Raw genomic sequence first — 18,469 nt, 5'->3', positions numbered from 1 at the left:
TGCCGAAAAGCTGAGAAAGAATCTTTATGCGAAAAGATTACGTGAACATATTATTTCTCAGCGTGTTTTTGGTGACCTTGGGGTGCGTAGGTATGTTTAACACCCCCAAGGTCACCACCTCATGTTCGTTCGATCAGACCTGGTCGGTGGCCCTAGCGAGTGTTGATGAATTTGAACTCAGACGAATTGACCAAGAAAATGGTCTCATCGAAACTGAGTGGATAGGCTTAGCATCCAAGACGAAATCAGGGTTTTCTCTCTTTGAAAGCTTTGCGCGCGATTCTAATCAAGAGCGAGCTAAGTTTTTTATAAACATCTCTACCCAATCCAACGGAATCCTTATCGCAGTGCAGCAAAATAGAGAATTCTTTTCCTCGATGGGCGTCCAGTCTCAATCTAATCCATGGAGGCGAATTCCACCGATTGCAGAAGAGGAACAACGGCTATCTAATAGAATATCTAATCAATTGAGGGCCAAGGGATGCGCTATTCTCAGCTAATTAACACATTCTTCAAAATTTCTACCATCTACGGTCTTTGCATGGTGCTATCTTCGTCTACTGGCTTTGCTGAGGAACCTCCTCAGGAAAAAATCTGGGACCATGAGCTCAAGCGCTGGCTTAACGCTGAAGAACTAGGTCATTTGGAAATTTATTTTACCGAAGAAGAAGCCGCCAAGGTCATGTTTCCGGAGTCTGAAAAGATTCGAAAAGAAGTTTTAACCTTAACGCCTGCGCAAAAAACTATGGTTGAGCAAACCATAGGCTGGAAATTTCCTGAAACCTCTTTCGATGTCTATATTGGAGAAACGAAGGGAAAAATTGATGGTTATGCCATGGTGCAAAACACCATTGGCAAACATCGCCCCATTACCTACATGGTGGGCGTTGATCCTTCGGGCGAATGTATGAATTTTGAGGTTCTCGTATATCGAGAGGCACGAGGCAACGAAATCGCCACCAAGCGTTTTAACTTTCAGTATGAAGGAAAGGATGTGAATGACCCCATTCGAATCAATCGAGATATTATCAATATTACCGGGGCCACCATGTCGGTTCGGTCATCAAGTGCTGGAGTTAAGCGCGTATTAGTCCTCGTCAATGAATTCTATTTAAAGCCACGTGGCCTCGGCACTGAAATCGTTGCTGCTGGCAAAAGTGAAAAAGGGTTTTTTGAATCCATCTTAGGACTGTAAGTGTGGAATGCGGAATTTCAATACTCGATTTCGGCTTCGTGACACCGACAAACAAATTCGATTGGTGTACACATGGTTCCTACTTTTAATGTTAGTTGGGTTTGTATTTACTTTCGTATGGGCACATGACATGACCGAGTTGACCCCAAAGGGCATTGCCCAACATTATCGAGGTTCTGATGCAAACTTTGGTGAGCCCATGACTTTTGGCCACCTAGCCGAAACCGCACATTTTCACCTATTCACCATGCCCGTTGTATTCATGATCTTGGTCCATGTGTTGTACCTCACGATGGCGAGCCCGACCATAAAAATCGTGACCACCTGGGCTTCGTTCCTTGGCGTCACTTTGGATTTGATATCTCCCTTTTTAATCACCTATGTTTCGCCTCTCTTTGTAATAACTATGTTGACCGGTGATTTCCTTATGCTGATAAGTTTTCTGGTGATGTTTGCCATCCCCATGTATGAAATGTGGGTTCTCAATCATCCCTTTATGATGCGAGGTGATCCAAAATAAAGACCCAAAGAGTTAAATATACTTCATCATCAGCCTTGTAAGGCCAGAGACCCTCAGTCCAGAGCCCAAGAATGCTTGTCAATCTTGGGCTCTTTTTTTTCAGGAAGGGAGCGCGGTGTACCATTCGGGACTCCCCCTTCTTTCCCCGGGAGGCTATTAACTCCTGAATAGCCTCCCGGCCCCCAAATATTCTCAAAAATTTATTTGGATTTGGTTGGTGCAAATCAACTTAAAAATGGAAACGGACATCTTCCCAACATCATAAAACAATTCATTTTTTCCACCTCTAAAACCCTTTCTTTTATTTTTTCGGTCAGAATCATTCCATTTAATTTCCCTGATCTCCCTACACATATCAAAAGTTTAAAAAACTATTGACAAATTTAAATGCAATTGATAATCATAATCAGTATCATTTTTATTCACAAAAAAACTACCCATTAAAATAATAGGAGAACCACAATGTCCAAACTTCACAAAAATACAATCCCAGCATTACGCCTTTTGGAACACAACCAAAGTCTTAAAAGCCACACCATTAGGCATTTTGTGGAAGCCATGAGACGCCATGATCCTTCGCTCGTTGAACATGGAAAGCGGACGGCCCTTTATTCCCTACTCCTAGGCCAAGCTTTGAATCTACCAAGCGATGACCTTTCAGATATATGTTATGCAGCCTTGCTCCATGATCTCGGAAAACTTTCTCTCCCAAATGAGATTGTTTACCAACATGGGTATTCAATGATTGGAGATTACCTCATGACAGAATGTAGTCCACAAGCAGGCGCCGATATCCTATCCGCATGGCCTGGACTAAAGGAGATTTCCAAACTTGTTGCCCTGCATCATGAACGTTGGGATGGCCACGGCCTTCCATTGGGAATGCGAGGTTCCATGATTCCTCTGGGAGCAAGAATTCTCTCCATAGCCGATACCGTAGACCAATTACTCACTCAACACGACCAACCCATAACTGAGCAAATTGACACATTGGTTCGCATACTCCGGACATTGGCAGGAACTCGTTTTGACCCCATGCTAGTTCAGGTCCTTATCGATAACTATTCCCAATGGGAGCCATCTTTTTCCTTCCAGGATATACCTCAAAAATTTTGGTCTGGGAAAGGACATCATCGTTCCTCAATGAAAACCCATATAATTTTTCTGATCCTTCACAAGAATACCGCCACCCCAGAGATCCCCTACAAATCCTGTGCTGATCCTCACCTCAGGAATATTCTTGAGGTAACCCAATCTCTGTTCAGTAAATCTGTCATGGCCTATTGACATAGAAAAGAAAGGAAACACCAGATGGTTTTTCACAGTCTCTTTATCATCGGAAGCATATTTGCTGGGGTGGCACTCGGATTAAAATTCGGAACAGGATCGTTTCTTGACGGCCTTTTCGGAGCAGGATTGATGTTCTGCGCAAGCCTCGTCCTAATTTGGCTTGAATACAAAGTCTTTCCCATCAAACCGGTCGAAACGGTAGGAAGTTTGGTTGGTTTTTCATTCGGCCTGATCCTGTGTGGCCTCACCAGCTTGGTCAGTCAACACATTTTCATTCACTCCCCAGATGTGACACAAATATTGACCTTTGTGTCGCTTTTTGGATTTTGTTACCTGGGAACCACTTTTGGCTTCCGGATAAGTCAAATGCCCTTCCTGAAACAAGGGCAAAAACCAACAGTCCCACCAACCCAAATTCCAAAACCAAAAATTTTAGATACGAGCGCCATAATCGATGGGCGAATTGCCGATTTATGCCAGACAGGATTTCTGGAAGGACCATTAATCGTGCCCCAATTCATTCTTTTTGAACTTCACCGCATCTCAGATTCCGCAGATACCCATAAACGTCTTCGCGGCAAACGAGGGCTGGATATTCTGCACACCATACAAAACACGGAGTCCATTGATGTCAATATTGTTCATGATGATTTTCCTCAAATCCCGGATGTCGATTCGAAATTGGTGGCCCTAGCGAAGCAACTCGAGGCCAAACTTATCACCACGGATATGAATCTCAACAAAGTCGCCTCGCTGCAAGGGATACAAGTCCTGAATGCCAATGATGTCTCAAAGGCAATTCGACCTGTCGTAATCCCAGGTGAATCATTACGAGTCTTTTTATTACGGGAAGGTAAAGAAGCTGGCCAAGGGGTGGCCCATTTGGATGATGGGACAATGGTTGTTGTCGATCACGCGAAACGATGGATTGGAAAATATGTCGAGGTTGTGGTCACGAGTGTGATTCAGACCAGCGCAGGACGCATGATTTTTTCCAGCGTCGGTGAAAACACCAGAAGACTTCAGGCCAGTTTCGGGTAAACACCATTCACCTTCAGGATTGGAGCCCTTGAACATGGCGCCGCTCAAGACAGAACCCTTCATTCCGGAAACACGTTGTCCATGTGGTCAATTGCTATTGAAACGATTGGACAGTGGCATTGAAATTAAATGCAAGCGTTGCAAGAGAATTCAAATTGTCCCTTATGGATGCATCAAGGGTGGGAGCACCGCCACCCTTGATGGACTCCACGAACACGATTAATCTCCGGAAATTTTTATGCTTCTTTTAAAGAAACTGGTTGTTGCGACCGCGACAACATCAAAATTATTGCAGCACAAAATGCCCACGGCGATTGAGTTTCCAGCAGTCAGGATTGGAAGTATGGCAAAAGGGTTTTTCCTTTCCATAACTGATGGTTTGAATATCTGATGGCGAAACACCCAAATCTACGAGATATTGTTTAGACGATTGTGCGCGACGCTCACCGAGTACCAAATTATATTCCACCGTCCCTCGCTCATCCGCATGACCTTCGATGATGATTTGACGATTTTCAAACCGTGATTTTAGCAGCTGAGCATTCGTTTGGAGAACCGGTGCAGCATCTGATCTGATCGAAGCCGCATCATAATCGAAAAAGACATCTCCCAATGTCCCCTGTACAAAGAGTTCATCCCCCAAAGGCATGAACTCACTCCCCTTTCCGTGAGAAGAAGTCCCACCATGAGTATCTAAGGGAAACTCTCCAGTTGCTGAAGCTGCCGCCATTTCAGTCAAAAATTTCTTGTCCTGCAAAGGCGTTATGTCCTCCAAAGGAGCAGAAAATTCCTGACTACTTTCGATACGGGAATCAGCACCGCGCTCTCCAAAACCTGATGTTGGTGCGCTTCCTGCATTTGTCAAATCATTGGAAGTCAAGCCATCAGAATTCCTGGCATGAAGATCGTTTCTGGGGTGGCCTTTCTCCGAGTTGCTATTGGCAAGTTCCCCTTGAGTCTTGCCTAATTCTTGAGACAAAGGAATCTCTCCCTTCTTCCTTGCTGAGACCGGTGATTGACGGGAATTTGCAGCGGCTCCTAATACATCGCTGCCGACCCCGTGAGATTGGGCACCATCAAGGCCTTGATTGGCCAAGCCTGGAGATGAGAGGCTAGCTAATTTTCCATTTAACCCCTTGTCACTACTGACCATGGCGGTATACAGCTGCCGTGAACAACCAGTCACAAAGACGCTCATACAAAGTAGCCCTAACACCAAGACCTTCAGATAAGCACGCGTTTCCATAGAATCTCCCTCCTTCCGTGGAAAAAGATTTTCCGATGGCTCGAACCACACGGGACTTCTTTTTCATGATGTAAAATGGTCCTGCCAGATTCTTTCTGCGAGGACTATGAGAATTTTTGACTACTGCTTCATGCGTAGGTAAAACACTATAGCAGGAATGACTTAGATGTTCTAGAGGACCCCACCATGACCACAACGCGGTTTTCATTTCGAGTAAAAAAGTCCAGGGCACCACGGCTGTCCGTCTTTTATCTTCTAATAACGATTTCGGTCTTAGGCAGCAGTAGCGTTGAGGCCAGAGTCCACGATCATTCCATTGGGGTTCCAGGCGTCCATGGAGGAGTCGTGTCCACGAGTGAAGAGGAAGCCACCAAAGTGGGAGCCACCATTCTTCGCCAAGGAGGCAATGCGATTGATGCGGCCGCGGCCGTGGCCTTTGCCCTTAATGTTGTGGAGCCACAGAACTCGGGAATCGGCGGTGGTGGGTTTATGATGGTGTATCTGGCCAAAACCAAAGAAACCCTGGTGATTGATTCCCGCGAGACCGCGCCAGCCTTAGCCGACCCAAATATGTTTTTAGATATCAAGGGCCATCCATTTTCTTTTGCAGTGGCATCCACCAGTGGCATCTCGGTTGGCGTTCCTGGAATGGTTCGAGGAATTGCCTTGGCCCTTGAAAAATGGGGCACCATGTCGTTAGCCCAAGCCCTGGCACCTGCCATACAGTTGGCGTCGGAAGGCTTTCGCATCAGCCACCACCTCGCTGAGGATATTCACATGGGCCTGAAAAATGGTCGCCTGGCACACGAACCAGGCAACGCGGCGTTCGAAGAAGCTCGAAAGGTGTTTGCCCCAAAAGGAATTCCCTTGAAACAAAATGATATGCTCGTGCAATCGGATTTAGCCAACACCTTTCGCTTCATCGCCCAGCACGGAGTCGACACCTTTTATACCGACGAGATGGCAAAGGCCATTGTCGCCACACAACGCCACGCTCGGACTACTTCCAATCCAGCAAATCAGAAAAAGCTACAGGGCCGTATGACCACACAAGATCTGCGAAACTATCGGCCAGTCATTCGGAAACCCGTTGAAGGCATGTATCGGAAATACCGAATCGCCTCCGCCCCTCCGCCCTCTTCCGGAGGCCTGACGCTTCTCTACATACTCAAGCTCCTCGAACGATTTCCTTTGGGGGACAAGACCCAAGGGTTTGGCAATGAATCTGCTCGCACATTTCATGTGCTACTAGAGGCCATGCGCCTAGGGTTTGCGGATCGTGCGGTTTGGATGGGGGATGGAGATGTCGTTCCCGTTCCCATCGAGGGATTATTGCATCCGAAATACATCACTTCACGGTCAGGAAGGATTAATCCAGAAAAGCGACAACCGACAATCACTGCGGGAAATCCTCTTACGTTTGCCACTTCTCAGGGAAACCACATTCTGAAAATTCAGGAAAGTCCACCGCCAGTGCATGAAGGACTGCACACCACCCACTTCACCATCATCGACCATGTTGGCAACATCGTGACCTATACGAATACCATTGAATCTCTCTGGGGAACGGGACTCATGGTGCCCGGGTACGGATTTTTGCTCAACAACGAGCTTACCGACTTTAACCTTGTTCCAACACTGAATACCGACCAACAGGATTTCAATCCCGGCGCCAACGATGTTGCACCAGGTAAACGACCACGAAGCAGCATGGCTCCGACTATTGTTTTTCAAGAAAACACACCGATCACCGCATACGGCTCACCAGGCGGTCCAACCATTATTAATTCCGTGGTGAATGTCACCATCAACTTAATAGATCATCACATGTCCATCCAAGAGGCCATCGATGCTCCCCGACTTTCTCAAACCAGTGCGAATGGATCTCTTATTTTGGAAGGACAATTTAATCCTGTTTTCGCGAATCAATTACAGGCCTTAGGACACAACATTGACAAAAAAGCCCAGCAGAAAATTGGAGCCGTGCAAGCTGTGGTCATCGACGAATCGAGTGGGACACAATACGGGGCTGCCGACCAACGACGCGGAGGCAGGGCCATTTCATTATCACAACAGCCATCTTCTCCACCTTTATTCTGAAGTTATTTCAGCCAGGTTTGTCACTCCAACGACTTGGCCTCCCTCTTTGTTGGCACCTTTTTTTCTCTTCCTCATCATCGCTTGTGACGACGGAGGACCCACCCATAGAATCCGGCATTGACAACAATAACAAACACTCCTAGAGCAATCTGGATTTCACGAGTCAACCCGGAAGGATACAGCACCGGCATTACATAATGCTCAATGAAACCTGATGAATACCCTGTGCTTCCTGCATTCTCTCGAAACCAGTTTTCGAGAGGCGTCAGTGGACAGACCCAACCAGCAAACTCGATCAATGCACCCCACAAAACGGCAGGCAGATGAATCCACATCATCCACCTCCACTGTAAGACGAAAAGCCCTCCAAACATCACAAAGAAAACAAAGGAAAAATGGAGAAGGACAAGAAGATCCGCTACAATGGAGAATCCAAGGTTCATGCCTTACTCACAAAATCCAGAGGGGAGGTTCTCGAATAAATTTTAAAACCAAGGTTTGACCAATAACCCCATAAACGATTACAAATTTTCCTATGATAGGTTTTAGACATTTCATGAAAGGACCAGTCTCATGAGTGCACCCGGTCACGCCCATGCCATTTCCATTGAGAAAACACATCATCGCATAACCGTCACGTTTAACGGAACAGTGATCGCCGATACTACACGGGCGTTCATTCTCAAGGAAGGCCCCTTGCCCCCGGCCATCTATATTCCCCGAGAAGACGTACAAATGTCCCACCTTGAACGAACGACCCATTCCACCCATTGCCCGTTCAAGGGAGACGCATCCTATTATTCTGTGAATGTGAAGGGAAGCACCGCAAAGGATGCTGTCTGGACCTATGAAGCTCCAATTGATTCAGTCGCACTCATCAAAAATTACTTGAGCTTTTACCCTGAAAAAATGGACAGCATTACAGATTGCCACCAAGAAGAATAAAACAGCGATCCAATGGCTTCTGGCGTTTAACTACAAAAACAGTATGGCCTCTCAGTGGAAGAATGCACTCTATCAGAGAAAATGCGAGAGAACTCAATTCCAAGCAAACGAGCCCTGACAACACAGGTTGCCAGGGCTCGTTTGTACAATTCTAAATTTAAAACTCTAGCTTAGCCCAACGTCGCCAAAATTTTGTTCAAAGTGGCGCTCGGGCGCATGCCGGCTTTGACTTTTTCCGGATCAGGATGGTAGTAGCCCCCGATATCCACTGGCTTACCTTTCGCCGATTTCAGTTCTTCGAGAATTTTGTCGAGGTTGCCTTCCAGCTCTTTGGCCACGGGCTCAAACTTCTTTTTGAGCTCAGCATCCTCCGTTTGGGCGGCGAGTTCTTTCGCCCAATACATGGCTTCATAGACATGGCTTCCGGCGTTGTCTAATTCCCCGAGCACCCGCCCTGGTGAATTATTATTTTCCATCAGCTTACCCGTCGCCCGATCCAGGGTCTCTGCTAGCATTTGCGCTTTCTTATTCTTCTTAAATCGCCCGAGATGAGCAAAGGATTCCGACAGGGCTAAAAATTCCCCTAAAGAATCCCACCGTAAATGCCCTTCTTTGACGAACTGCTGTACATGTTTTGGTGCCGAACCACCGGCTCCGGTTTCAAACAATCCTCCACCATTGATGAGCGGCACAATGGAGAGCATTTTTGCGCTTGTTCCCAATTCCAAAATCGGGAAGAGGTCAGTGAGGTAATCCCGCAGCACATTACCCGTCGCGGAAATCGTATCTTTGCCGTCTTTGGCCCGCTTCAGCGAGTGCTTCATGGCATCCACCGGTGCCATAATTTGAATATCCAACCCCTTGGTATCATGATCCTTTAAATAGGTATTCACTTTTTCGATAAGTTGCGCATCATGGGCCCGATTCTTATTCAGCCAGAATACCACTGGGGTGTTGGACAACCTTGCTCGATTGACCGCAAGCTTGACCCAGTCTTTAATGGCAATATCTGTGGTACGGGCACTTCGCCAGATATCACCAGCCTCAACCGGATGCTCAATAAGAACATTGCCCTTACCATCAACAAGGCGAATAGTGCCATTGCTAGGAGCTTCGAAGGTTTTATCATGGGAGCCGTATTCTTCAGCTGCCTGCGCCATCAAACCTACATTGGGCACACTGCCCATGGTCGAAGGATTGAATTCGCCATTTTCCCGGCAGAAGTCCACCACGGCTTGGTAAATCCCGGCGTAGCTCCGATCGGGAATGATGGCCTTCATATCATGTTCCTTGCCATCCGGCCCCCACATTTTCCCAGAGGTACGAAGTGCTGCAGCCATGGACGCATCGATAATCACATCACTCGGCACATGAAGATTGGTAATGCCTTTGTCGGAATCCACCATGGCGAGGGTCGGACCATTTTTAATCGCCGCGTCAATATCAGCTTTGATCTCACTTTGCTGCGCTTCGGGTAGCTTGCCGATCTTGGCATAGACATCACCCAGTCCATTTCTAGCATTTATGCCAAGTTCGGCAAACGTCTTGGCATGCTTCTTAAACACATCTTCAAAAAATACTTCCACGCAATGCCCAAAGATAATGGGATCGGACACCTTCATCATGGTGGCCTTCATATGCAAAGAGAACAACACATCCTGATGTTTCTTGGCATCCTCGACTTGGTCCTTAAAAAATTGGCGTAGGGCGTTCGCACTCATTTTCGTCGCATCGACAACATCACCCTTCTCCATTTTCAACTTATCTTTCAATAAGGTGGCCTTGCCGTCTGCACCGACGAATTCAATTTTGCCTGCGCCCGCAGTTTGATCCGTAATCGTGGCGGATTTTTCGTTTCCAAAAAAATCCCCGTTGGCCATAGAGGCAACATGCGTTTTTGAATCCTTGGTCCACTTACCCATCCGGTGGGGATTCTTTTGGGCATAATTTTTGACTGACACGGATGCCCGTCGATCCGAATTGCCTTGTCGTAAGACCGGGTTCACCGCACTTCCCTTTACTTTGTCGAATTTCGCTTTAATAGCTTTTTCTTCCTCCGTCTTGGGGTCCTCGGGATAATCTGGGATGTCATACCCCTGTGATTGCAACTCAGCCACCGCACCCTTGATTTGCGGGATTGAGGCACTGATATTTGGAAGTTTAATGACATTAGATTCCGGCGTCATCACGATTTCCCCCAATAGCGCCAGGTCATCAGGCTGCCGTTGTTCCGGCTTCAATCGTTCTGGGAATTGGGCAATGATCCGGCCAGCGAGGGAAATATCCTTGGTACCGACGTTTACCCCGGCTGTTTTGGCAAAGGATTGAATGATTGGTAGAAACGATCCACTCGCCAACTCAGGCGCTTCATCAACTTTGGTGTAAATGATATCCGGTTCTGCGGACATAACGATTCCCCCTTCAATAAATATTAACGAAACCTAGTGAATAACTTTTTTTAAAAAACTCATCATAATCCGTATATCCCCAACCCTATATTCCGCTTCCCGGCTATAAAACTTTGACAACCTCTCTTCTTTGGAAAGGATCAAAGCCGAGATGTAAGGAATCCGCCTGGGTCAAAAATCAGACCATTCCAAACGCGCAACCCGGCATTCTAGGGAGATTTTTTCCTTCCCGCAATCAATCGAAAGGCCCACCTTCTATCAGAGCGAAAAGGCCTAAAAACTGAGGAACGAAAGCTCCATTTGGCAGGATAAAAACTTTGGGATAGGAGATGAGTTCGGTCCAGTTTATTACAAAAAATCAAGGAGTTGCCCCTCCCACAACTCTTAGACAGCACAACAAAAACCAGGCTATCTTTTACTTTCAAACCATTTTTTCGTTGTTTAACACCTGACCTATTGGCGCGCCCGGTAGGAATCGAACCTACGACCCTCAGCTTAGAAGGCTGATGCTCTATCCGACTGAGCTACGGGCGCTCATGAAGAAGAAGGAAATGGTAATAGGTATGATTCGAGCATTCATGATTAAGCCCGACATGGAGATAGGAACATTGAAAATGGTCGGGGCGAGAGGATTTGAACCTCCGACATCCTGCTCCCAAAGTTCATTGCTTTTTGCAACACCAGTCAACACGGTGCCACACGATACCATACAAAATCCGCATCCAGCAAGGCGTTTCGTTGTTCCTTGTGAATCTGCGTTAACTGTTATAGCATTGCGTGACCGTGACAAAAATCGTGGTTTTTAAATTCCAACCGTGCCAAAAACCGGAACTGAACTACGCAGAGTCTAACACGTAGTAAGGTAACGGGTAGCCTCATGAACTACTTGGGGGGGCGGTACCCTGGCCGCCCCCGCCTTCCACTTCCCCCATTAGGAACCCTAACTTAGTCAATGTTATTCAATTCTTGTATGACATTGACTAAGTAGCTTTCTACGCAAGATGCAGTATACTTATGTTGGTGACAATGCAGTATACTTATGTTGGTGATAATGCAGTTTACTTATGTTGGTGATAAGGTACGGTCGGATTATTCGCTTGGAAAGTGTCGAATCTAGTCCTTCCGGTGGGAGAGTCAAATGAGCGACGTAATTATTATTGGCGGTGGCCCTGCGGGCTCGACGATGGGATCTTATCTCTCGATGGCAGGGATCAGCAACACGATCATTGAAGGCGCGTTTCATCCTCGGCCTCATGTGGGCGAATCTCTGGTTACGTCGACGACGCGAATCTTCAAAGAAATTGGTTTTCTTGAGACGATGGAGCGCGAAGGCTTCGTAAAAAAGTACGGGGCAAGCTGGCACGCGCCTGCGGCGAAGAACACGTTCTCGATTCTGTTCAGCGAATTTCCGCAGGAGGGCGTCGACCAGGATTATACGTATCACGTCGACCGCGCGAAATTCGACATGCTCATGTTGAAGCATGCGGAGGGCCTCGGTAGTAAGGTCATCCAGGGCGTACATGCCAGGGAAGTCCTTATGGAGAATGGCAAAGCCTGCGGAGTGAAAGTGAATATCGACGGTAAGGAAGTCGATCTACCTTGCAAGTTCGTCGTGGATGCGACAGGTCGGAAGACGCTCATAGGCCACCAGTTGAAGCTGATGAAGAAGGACCCTATTTTTAATCAATACGCCGTTCACGCATGGTACGAGGGACTGGACCGAGGCACTGCGGAGGATAAAGAACACATCCACATCTATTTTCTTCCCGTGGAGCGGGGCTGGGTGTGGCAGATTCCCATCGACGACAGGATTACCTCGGTGGGCGTCGTCACCGAGCGCGAAGTGTTTCGGGAATCCCGGATGGACATCGATAAATACTTCGAAACGCATGTACAAACTAACGGCAATCTCGCGCACGCGATGCGCAACGCGAGGCGCGTAAACGAATACAAATCCGAGGGCGATTACAGCTACAGCATGACGGATTTCGTCGGTAATGGTTGGTTGTTGATTGGCGATGCGGCGCGATTCGTCGATCCGATTTTTTCGTCCGGCGTCAGTGTGGCTTTGTCCAGTGCGAAGTTCGCTTCAGAGCAGTTGCGCGCGGCCTTCAAGGAAGACGACTTCAGCCAGGCGTTTCTCAAGCCTTACGAAACCAAACTCCGAACCGGAACCGAAGTGTGGTACGAGTTTATTCGTCTCTACTACAAGCTTCTACCGTTGTTCACATACTTCATCAGCTCGAAGAGACACCGCCTGCAGGTACTCCAGCTGCTTCAGGGCGAAGTTTATAATCGAGAGGAAGTCCCCGTGCTGCAGGCGATGCGGAGTTTCATCGAACAGGTCGAGAAATCGGAGCACCATTCGTTCAAGGGGGCATTAACGGACATCCCGATCGACGATCTCGAAGAGGTACTCTCCGAGTCATCGTAGCAGGCCCGGATTCGAAGCAACTTCAGCTTCTGGCAGTTAACTTTATTCCTACGGAATGACCCTTCACCGAGTTATTTGGTACTTTGCCGTCCAGTCAAAAAGGCCGTTTAAAATTCCTATTCCTCGAAACCCGCGTGCAAAAATACGGGGTGGGAGTCACTATGCGGACCGTGTGCTTTATCCCCTATCAATCACTTAGTCCCTTCTGAAAATTCATCCTTCGGGGCGTTGTCGTACAATTGCCTGTGATGGTGGGTGTCGTTAGAATGGGTGGTGGCCTTATGGTCAACAAAGTTATCCAACTTTGCGGTATCTAAAAATGCAAGTGTTTCAATGGGGACGAATTTAAGGAAGGGACAGAATGAAAAAGATGGTGGGTCGTAAAGGGATTGAACCTGTGATCCGCTAGTTAAGAGTTAGCTGCTGTTATCCTAGCGCTTCCATAACTATCCCTCATAAGTACAACCTAGAAGCACAAAAAAAGTAGTCCGAAAGCAGTTTGTGGGCAATATTCCATATCCTTTCTGAGGGGACTCATTTCCCCTTCGGCACAATCCCCCGCTTCTCCAATTCCCGAATGCGCTCCCTTGCTAAATCCATCAAAAATCGTTTGACCGTCTTTCGCTCATAAGCGGCCGCCATCTTAACTTTGGCCATCAACCCTCTCGGAATATCCCGAAAGTTCCAGGCGCCTGTACTTTCTGCTGATTCTCGTGCCAGGCAAGATAGCCTAGCACTATCATCTCATAGCATCAAGAATATGCTTAATTAGTGTACTATCAGATGACCGTTTTGATATCTAAGTGATTTTAGGTCGAAAAGGGGTGATCTGTGTGGAATAACTGATGATTTGATTGCCTAAATCATTGAAACCGAAATTGGATGGTTTGCAAACACAAGGGTATACCGCCAGCGGCTACATTCGGACCTTGTTAGAACGCGGGCTTTCAAAAGAACTGCCCACCAAAGGGGGTCATCACAGCGGCTCGTAAAGGAAGACTTGATCGGGGTCTGAAACCTATTAAAAACAAGGAGGGGAAAATATTTGGTTGGGGTGTCCGCCTGTACCACGAAGGAAAAGAACGCAATTTCTGGTCGTTTAAAACAAAAACCCAGGCCCGGGATTTCTATGAGAGGCGAAACAAGAACAAATGGGCGGACGGTTTTTCCCTGAACGGTATCAGACGGGCCAAGGGGAAACGATGGAAAACACCATCGACCAGTATCTGGCGCCCCTCCCATCCTCGGGCAAGACCATAAAAACCATTCGGGATGAACAGCTGTATGGAAAATGGCGGAAAATCCGATTGAAAGGTAAACAGTTGCACCATATCACCCCTGCCCTGCTGGATGAGGCCAAACAGAGGTTGGTTACCCATGAGTATGGGCAAACGAATGGGGATGGAAAACGGAAACGGTATTCGGCTCAAACCATTGTCCACGACATGAAATTCATGCGGCATGTGCTGAACCTCGCAGTTCGCGATGGGAAACTGGACCGAAATCCTTTTATTCGCGTGAAGCTGACAAAAGTCAGCAGAGACCGTGGAAGGGGTGGGCCGTTTTGGGAAACACAAGACGGAACCGGATAATGCGGCAACTGAGGAGAGTCAGAAGGTCAGGGATTGGATCCCAACCTTGACTAAAACCGGGACAAAGGGAAAAGAGGCCGTGAGTGGGGAGACGTAAGTGGTTGAAAAGATTGGTCGGGGCGAGAGGATTTGAACCTCCGACATCCTGCTCCCAAAGCAGGCGCGCTACCGGGCTGCGCTACGCCCCGACTCTATTTATTGTTGGATTTTCTGGTGAAGCACCGCCTTGGCTTTAACCAATGCTCGTCCACGATGACTGATTTGATTCTTTTCTTCAAGTGTCATCTGGGCCAAGGTTTTTCCAAACTCGGGAACCAGAAATACTGGATCATACCCAAACCCGTCATTGCCAGAACGGGCTTCGGCAATCATGCCGTTCAGTTCCCCTTCCACCACTTGTACGGAAGACGACGGGTCTGCGATCGCAACCACGGTGACAAACCGCGCACTCCGTTTTTCTACCGGCACTCCAGCCATTTCTTTTAACAATTTACGACAATTATCTTCGTACGTCGCATCCTCACCGGCATATCGTGCGGCATAGACACCTGGCCGACCCCCAAGGGCCTCGACTTCCAGCCCGGTGTCATCGGCTAATGCCAAGCAGCCTGTATGGTTGGCAATTATCGTCGCCTTTTTCATGGCATTGGCTTCGCAGGTTTCTCCATCTTCAATAATTGGTGGCACAGGCTCAAACTCATTAAGGGTACGAATGGTAATCGGTAAATCACTTAACAACGCCACCATTTCTTTTTGCTTATCGCGATTTCCTGTGGCGAGTACTAATTCCAACACCGGTCGAGCCTACACCGTCACCAGTTCTTTTTGCATTTTGACCAATCGTTGAATCCCATCCCACCCCAAGGCCATAAAATCATCAAGCTCATGCTTACCAAATGTACCCCGTTCGGCCGTTCCTTGCACTTCGACCAACCGGCCTTGCCCGGTCATGACAAGATTCATGTCTACCTCAGCCATTGAATCTTCTTCGTAACAGAGGTCCACCATGGACTCCCCACCAACTTTTCCAACACTTACAGCGGCCAGGTAATCAGTCAATGGGATTTTCTTTAACTTTTGTTGATCGATCAGTTTGGCAAACGCATCAGCCAACGCGATAAAGGCTCCAGTAATCGAGGCGGTCCGCGTCCCTCCGTCCGCTTGAATCACATCACAGTCAATCCAAATCGTGCGTTCTCCCATGGCGCTCATATCCGTCACGGCGCGAAGCGCTCGCCCCACCAGCCGCTGAATTTCTAAAGTGCGGCCACCCTGTTTCCCACGAGAGGCTTCGCGTTGGGTTCGCTCATGCGTGGCACGGGGCAACATCGCATATTCAGCCGTCACCCAGCCTTTTCCTTTATCCCGTAAAAATGGAGGCACCTTCTCTTCAATGGAAGCCGTACAAATGACTTTGGTATCACCCATTTCCATGAGGACCGATCCATCTGCATATTTGATGAATGGTCGCACCACGTTTACCGGTCGAATTTCATCTCGTCGTCGCCCATCTGTCCGTTGTAATTTTTCAGCCCCATTCATGTAGTTCACTCCCTGCTCAAAAAGAGGCCGATTATAGTGGCTGAAAGAAACAAAGATCAAACCAGCGGGAAGGAGTCTTTGTCCATTTCAGTGGAAGGACTCACCGAGCGTTCCCCATCCGTTCGACGTCGCTGCTGTCGTGCCAACTTCACACGAAAAATCAGTAACGCCACGATCAAGATCGCTATCCCTCCCATAAATACGTTTTCATAGGGAAACACATATGGCATGCTCAGAGCCTATGTGAAATACTCTTGGACTCGCAAGTCAATTCTCGCTCGCGTTCCATTGACTGGCCTAGTGACAAGTGTTAAATTTCAACCGCAATTTCAATGACTTGAGTACGAGCCCTATGTACGATCTTCGCACCCTCAGAGACCAATTCGATTCCATTCAAGAACAACTCGCCCCCCGGGGACAGGATGTGCCCTGGCCGGAACTGGAGAAATTACTCTACAACCGAGGCGAAATGATTTCCCAGGTTGAAGCCCTCCGACACCAACTGAAAAAGGGCTCTGAAGAAGTAGCCAAGCTCAAACGAGCCAAACAACCTGCAGAAGATGCCATGGCCTCCATGCGAGCGGTTGGAGACAGCATTAAAAAACAGGAAGAACAGCTCCGCACCCTCGAGGAGCAACTCGAAGATATCGCGCTTCGAATTCCCAATATCCCGCATTTTACGGTGCCTCAAGGCACCCAGGCCAGCGAGAACGTTGAAACTCGGCGGTGGGGCGAGATACCAACCTTTTCCTTTCAACCCAAACCGCATTGGGAACTCGGGGAATCCCTTGGCATTTTAGACTTTGAACGAGCCACGAAAATCGCCGGCGCACGTTTTTCCATTGCCATGGGTCTGGGTGCCCAACTCGAACGAGCGTTGGCCACCTTTATGCTGGATGTCCACATCCAAGCTCATGGCTATTCGGAAGTCTTGCCTCCCTACCTTGTGAATCGGGCCTCCATGACGGGAACCGGGCAACTTCCAAAATTTGAAACGGACCTTTTTCAACTTAAAGACGATGATTTTTTTCTCATTCCCACGGCTGAAGTCCCCGTGACGAATATGTATCGGGACGAAATCTTGGAAGACACGGCTCTACCTATCCGGCATGTCGCTCATACACCCTGCTTTCGTCGCGAAGCCGGTTCTTATGGCCAAGACACACGTGGTCTCATTCGGATGCACCAGTTTAATAAAGTGGAGCTTGTCGCGTTCAGCCATCCCGATCATTCGTATACCGAACTCGAACGCATCACCAATTCGGCGGAATCCATCCTGCAATCCCTGGAGTTACCCTATCGAGTGGTGACCTTGTGTAGCGGAGACATGGGATTCTCTGCCGCAAAAACCTATGACCTTGAAGTGTGGTTACCCTCACAGGAGAAATATCGGGAAATTTCCTCATGCAGCAATTTCGAAGCCTTTCAAGCACGACGCGCAAATATTCGCTATCGGCCTAAGGGGGGAAAGCCTGAACCCGTTCATACTTTAAATGGCTCTGGCGTAGCGCTTGGACGAACCGTAGTGGCGATTTTAGAAAACTTTCAACAGGAAGATGGTTCTGTAAAAATTCCCAAAGCGCTTCAACCTTATATGTATGGAGTTGAATTCATCACACGACCCAAAACTCAATAAGGGCGGCTTACCAAACTTCCAATCGACTAGAAACCTTTGGCAATTCTTTCACACAAGCAGCAGGGTGAAAACATGAAACACTCAATTGGCTTCATTATTATTGTGACAGGCTACCTGACAATGACAGCTTGCAACCTTCCGACCATCCAAACCTCTTGGTCAAAGCCTGGCGCACAACCCGGGGAATTCGAACGGGATCAAGCCGAATGCGAAGTAGACCAAGGCATTACCGGACTTGGAGGACAAGCAGGATTTGACGTATGCATGAAACGCAAAGGCTGGTTTCTCATCGAAGAACAAGCACAATAGAATCTTCTCGGAGGGGTGCTAGAGTGGACGAATAGACCGGTCTTGAAAACCGGCGTGGTGCAAGCCACCGTGGGTTCGAATCCCACCCCCTCCGCCAGCTAGTCACCAGCAAACTGCTGGGTTCTCTGGTCTTTCAAAAATTCCCTAAGATTTTCAAACGTTAGTCGGGACACGTACACATTTTCCTTCTCTCTCATCGTCAAATCTGTCC

Annotated in this window: 19 protein-coding genes and 3 tRNA genes; 13 read left to right on the top strand and 9 right to left on the bottom strand. The window is 47.9% G+C overall.

Features of this window, described 5'->3' with window-relative positions; translation table 11 throughout:
* Positions 1-26: 26 nt before the first annotated feature.
* The 5 genes from PPG34_RS00540 (at position 27) to PPG34_RS00520 (ending at position 4,046) form a co-directional block, all read left to right on the top strand.
* Positions 27-500 carry a hypothetical protein gene (locus tag PPG34_RS00540; protein ID WP_313831172.1) on the top strand — a complete coding sequence of 158 codons (474 nt, stop codon included), beginning with the start codon at positions 27-29 and terminating at the stop codon, positions 498-500.
* Between the two features lie 41 nt (positions 501-541).
* On the top strand, positions 542-1,195 hold the full coding sequence (locus tag PPG34_RS00535) for an FMN-binding protein (protein WP_313831171.1): 654 nt from the start codon (positions 542-544) through the stop codon (positions 1,193-1,195).
* Positions 1,196-1,202: 7 nt separating this feature from the next.
* Positions 1,203-1,715 (top strand): hypothetical protein, encoded by a 513-nt coding sequence (locus tag PPG34_RS00530; RefSeq protein WP_313831170.1) that lies wholly within the window; start codon positions 1,203-1,205, stop codon positions 1,713-1,715.
* A gap of 462 nt (positions 1,716-2,177) precedes the next feature.
* Positions 2,178-3,002, top strand: coding sequence for an HD-GYP domain-containing protein (locus PPG34_RS00525; protein ID WP_313831169.1), 825 nt, complete (start codon positions 2,178-2,180; stop codon positions 3,000-3,002).
* A 24-nt stretch (positions 3,003-3,026) separates the two neighbouring features.
* Positions 3,027-4,046 carry a PIN/TRAM domain-containing protein gene (locus PPG34_RS00520; RefSeq protein ID WP_313831168.1) on the top strand — a complete coding sequence of 340 codons (1,020 nt, stop codon included), beginning with the start codon at positions 3,027-3,029 and terminating at the stop codon, positions 4,044-4,046.
* 286 nt (positions 4,047-4,332) lie between these two features.
* Here PPG34_RS00520 and PPG34_RS00515 read toward each other — a convergent pair whose 3' ends face one another.
* Positions 4,333-5,292, bottom strand: a complete 960-nt coding sequence (locus PPG34_RS00515; protein ID WP_313831167.1) for an OmpA family protein — start codon at positions 5,290-5,292, stop codon at positions 4,333-4,335.
* A 186-nt stretch (positions 5,293-5,478) separates the two neighbouring features.
* Here PPG34_RS00515 and ggt point away from each other — a divergent pair, with 186 nt between their 5' ends.
* Complete coding sequence (gene ggt, locus PPG34_RS00510) at positions 5,479-7,392, top strand: gamma-glutamyltransferase (protein WP_313831166.1); 1,914 nt, start codon at positions 5,479-5,481, stop codon at positions 7,390-7,392.
* A 74-nt stretch (positions 7,393-7,466) separates the two neighbouring features.
* On the opposite strand, the gene PPG34_RS00505 is transcribed toward ggt, so the two are convergent.
* Positions 7,467-7,835, bottom strand: a complete 369-nt coding sequence (locus PPG34_RS00505) for a DUF2784 domain-containing protein (protein WP_313831165.1) — start codon at positions 7,833-7,835, stop codon at positions 7,467-7,469.
* A 130-nt stretch (positions 7,836-7,965) separates the two neighbouring features.
* Here PPG34_RS00505 and PPG34_RS00500 point away from each other — a divergent pair, with 130 nt between their 5' ends.
* Positions 7,966-8,337 (top strand): DUF427 domain-containing protein, encoded by a 372-nt coding sequence (locus tag PPG34_RS00500; RefSeq protein ID WP_313831164.1) that lies wholly within the window; start codon positions 7,966-7,968, stop codon positions 8,335-8,337.
* Positions 8,338-8,507: 170 nt separating this feature from the next.
* Here the strand turns inward: PPG34_RS00500 and PPG34_RS00495 are convergent, their stop codons facing one another.
* Positions 8,508-10,745 carry an NADP-dependent isocitrate dehydrogenase gene (locus tag PPG34_RS00495; protein WP_313831163.1) on the bottom strand — a complete coding sequence of 746 codons (2,238 nt, stop codon included), beginning with the start codon at positions 10,743-10,745 and terminating at the stop codon, positions 8,508-8,510.
* Between the two features lie 457 nt (positions 10,746-11,202).
* Positions 11,203-11,279, bottom strand: a tRNA-Arg gene (locus PPG34_RS00490).
* A 2-nt stretch (positions 11,280-11,281) separates the two neighbouring features.
* On the opposite strand from PPG34_RS00490, the gene PPG34_RS00485 reads away from it, so the two are divergent.
* Both PPG34_RS00485 and PPG34_RS00480 read left to right on the top strand, forming a co-directional pair.
* Positions 11,282-11,551 (top strand): hypothetical protein, encoded by a 270-nt coding sequence (locus tag PPG34_RS00485; protein ID WP_313831162.1) that lies wholly within the window; start codon positions 11,282-11,284, stop codon positions 11,549-11,551.
* 332 nt (positions 11,552-11,883) lie between these two features.
* Complete coding sequence (locus PPG34_RS00480) at positions 11,884-13,179, top strand: NAD(P)/FAD-dependent oxidoreductase (protein WP_313831161.1); 1,296 nt, start codon at positions 11,884-11,886, stop codon at positions 13,177-13,179.
* 534 nt (positions 13,180-13,713) lie between these two features.
* Here the strand turns inward: PPG34_RS00480 and PPG34_RS00475 are convergent.
* The gene (locus PPG34_RS00475) at positions 13,714-13,836 is read right to left on the bottom strand and encodes a hypothetical protein (RefSeq protein ID WP_313831160.1); all 123 of its coding nucleotides are present in this window, start codon (positions 13,834-13,836) and stop codon (positions 13,714-13,716) included.
* Between the two features lie 494 nt (positions 13,837-14,330).
* On the opposite strand from PPG34_RS00475, the gene PPG34_RS00470 reads away from it, so the two are divergent.
* Positions 14,331-14,771, top strand: coding sequence for a phage integrase SAM-like domain-containing protein (locus tag PPG34_RS00470; protein ID WP_313831159.1), 441 nt, complete (start codon positions 14,331-14,333; stop codon positions 14,769-14,771).
* Between the two features lie 111 nt (positions 14,772-14,882).
* On the opposite strand, the gene PPG34_RS00465 is transcribed toward PPG34_RS00470, so the two are convergent.
* From PPG34_RS00465 to PPG34_RS00450, 4 genes are all read right to left on the bottom strand, one after another.
* Positions 14,883-14,959, bottom strand: a tRNA-Pro gene (locus PPG34_RS00465).
* A 7-nt stretch (positions 14,960-14,966) separates the two neighbouring features.
* A complete protein-coding gene (locus PPG34_RS00460) occupies positions 14,967-15,566 on the bottom strand; it encodes an XTP/dITP diphosphatase (RefSeq protein ID WP_313831158.1) in 600 nt (199 codons plus the stop codon).
* Between the two features lie 9 nt (positions 15,567-15,575).
* Positions 15,576-16,313 carry a ribonuclease PH gene (gene rph, locus PPG34_RS00455; RefSeq protein ID WP_313831157.1) on the bottom strand — a complete coding sequence of 246 codons (738 nt, stop codon included), beginning with the start codon at positions 16,311-16,313 and terminating at the stop codon, positions 15,576-15,578.
* A 56-nt stretch (positions 16,314-16,369) separates the two neighbouring features.
* Positions 16,370-16,543: a hypothetical protein gene (locus PPG34_RS00450; protein ID WP_313831156.1), complete on the bottom strand. Its 174-nt coding sequence runs from the start codon at positions 16,541-16,543 to the stop codon at positions 16,370-16,372.
* A gap of 122 nt (positions 16,544-16,665) precedes the next feature.
* Here PPG34_RS00450 and serS point away from each other — a divergent pair, with 122 nt between their 5' ends.
* The 3 genes from serS to PPG34_RS00435 all read left to right on the top strand — a co-directional run bounded on the left by serS (position 16,666) and on the right by PPG34_RS00435 (position 18,355).
* Positions 16,666-17,949: a serine--tRNA ligase gene (gene serS, locus PPG34_RS00445; protein WP_313831155.1), complete on the top strand. Its 1,284-nt coding sequence runs from the start codon at positions 16,666-16,668 to the stop codon at positions 17,947-17,949.
* 72 nt (positions 17,950-18,021) lie between these two features.
* A complete protein-coding gene (locus PPG34_RS00440) occupies positions 18,022-18,258 on the top strand; it encodes a hypothetical protein (RefSeq protein ID WP_313831154.1) in 237 nt (78 codons plus the stop codon).
* A gap of 9 nt (positions 18,259-18,267) precedes the next feature.
* A tRNA-Ser gene (locus PPG34_RS00435) sits at positions 18,268-18,355 on the top strand.
* Positions 18,356-18,469 lie beyond the last annotated feature (114 nt).

It is taken from the genome of Candidatus Nitronereus thalassa, assembly GCF_032191465.1.
Taxonomy (GTDB): domain Bacteria; phylum Nitrospirota; class Nitrospiria; order Nitrospirales; family UBA8639; genus Nitronereus; species Nitronereus thalassa.
Note: the sequence above shows the minus strand (reverse complement) of the source record. Positions and strands in the feature narration are given on the sequence as shown.

Bases quoted from the DNA above. Each gene is read 5' to 3' on its own strand.
- PPG34_RS00470 (WP_313831159.1), top strand. From the start codon at position 14,331: ATGGGCGGACGGTTTTTCCCTGAACGGTATCAGACGGGCCAAGGGGAA.
- PPG34_RS00475 (WP_313831160.1), bottom strand. From the start codon at position 13,836: ATGGCCAAAGTTAAGATGGCGGCCGCTTATGAGCGAAAGACGGTCAAA.
- ggt (WP_313831166.1), top strand. From the start codon at position 5,479: ATGACCACAACGCGGTTTTCATTTCGAGTAAAAAAGTCCAGGGCACCA.
- PPG34_RS00485 (WP_313831162.1), top strand. From the start codon at position 11,282: ATGAAGAAGAAGGAAATGGTAATAGGTATGATTCGAGCATTCATGATT.
- PPG34_RS00505 (WP_313831165.1), bottom strand. From the start codon at position 7,835: ATGAACCTTGGATTCTCCATTGTAGCGGATCTTCTTGTCCTTCTCCAT.
- PPG34_RS00440 (WP_313831154.1), top strand. From the start codon at position 18,022: ATGAAACACTCAATTGGCTTCATTATTATTGTGACAGGCTACCTGACA.
- PPG34_RS00530 (WP_313831170.1), top strand. From the start codon at position 1,203: ATGCGGAATTTCAATACTCGATTTCGGCTTCGTGACACCGACAAACAA.
- PPG34_RS00500 (WP_313831164.1), top strand. From the start codon at position 7,966: ATGAGTGCACCCGGTCACGCCCATGCCATTTCCATTGAGAAAACACAT.
- PPG34_RS00450 (WP_313831156.1), bottom strand. From the start codon at position 16,543: ATGCCATATGTGTTTCCCTATGAAAACGTATTTATGGGAGGGATAGCG.
- PPG34_RS00540 (WP_313831172.1), top strand. From the start codon at position 27: ATGCGAAAAGATTACGTGAACATATTATTTCTCAGCGTGTTTTTGGTG.
- PPG34_RS00520 (WP_313831168.1), top strand. From the start codon at position 3,027: ATGGTTTTTCACAGTCTCTTTATCATCGGAAGCATATTTGCTGGGGTG.
- PPG34_RS00535 (WP_313831171.1), top strand. From the start codon at position 542: ATGGTGCTATCTTCGTCTACTGGCTTTGCTGAGGAACCTCCTCAGGAA.
- rph (WP_313831157.1), bottom strand. From the start codon at position 16,313: ATGAATGGGGCTGAAAAATTACAACGGACAGATGGGCGACGACGAGAT.
- serS (WP_313831155.1), top strand. From the start codon at position 16,666: ATGTACGATCTTCGCACCCTCAGAGACCAATTCGATTCCATTCAAGAA.
- PPG34_RS00495 (WP_313831163.1), bottom strand. From the start codon at position 10,745: ATGTCCGCAGAACCGGATATCATTTACACCAAAGTTGATGAAGCGCCT.
- PPG34_RS00480 (WP_313831161.1), top strand. From the start codon at position 11,884: ATGAGCGACGTAATTATTATTGGCGGTGGCCCTGCGGGCTCGACGATG.
- PPG34_RS00515 (WP_313831167.1), bottom strand. From the start codon at position 5,292: ATGGAAACGCGTGCTTATCTGAAGGTCTTGGTGTTAGGGCTACTTTGT.
- PPG34_RS00525 (WP_313831169.1), top strand. From the start codon at position 2,178: ATGTCCAAACTTCACAAAAATACAATCCCAGCATTACGCCTTTTGGAA.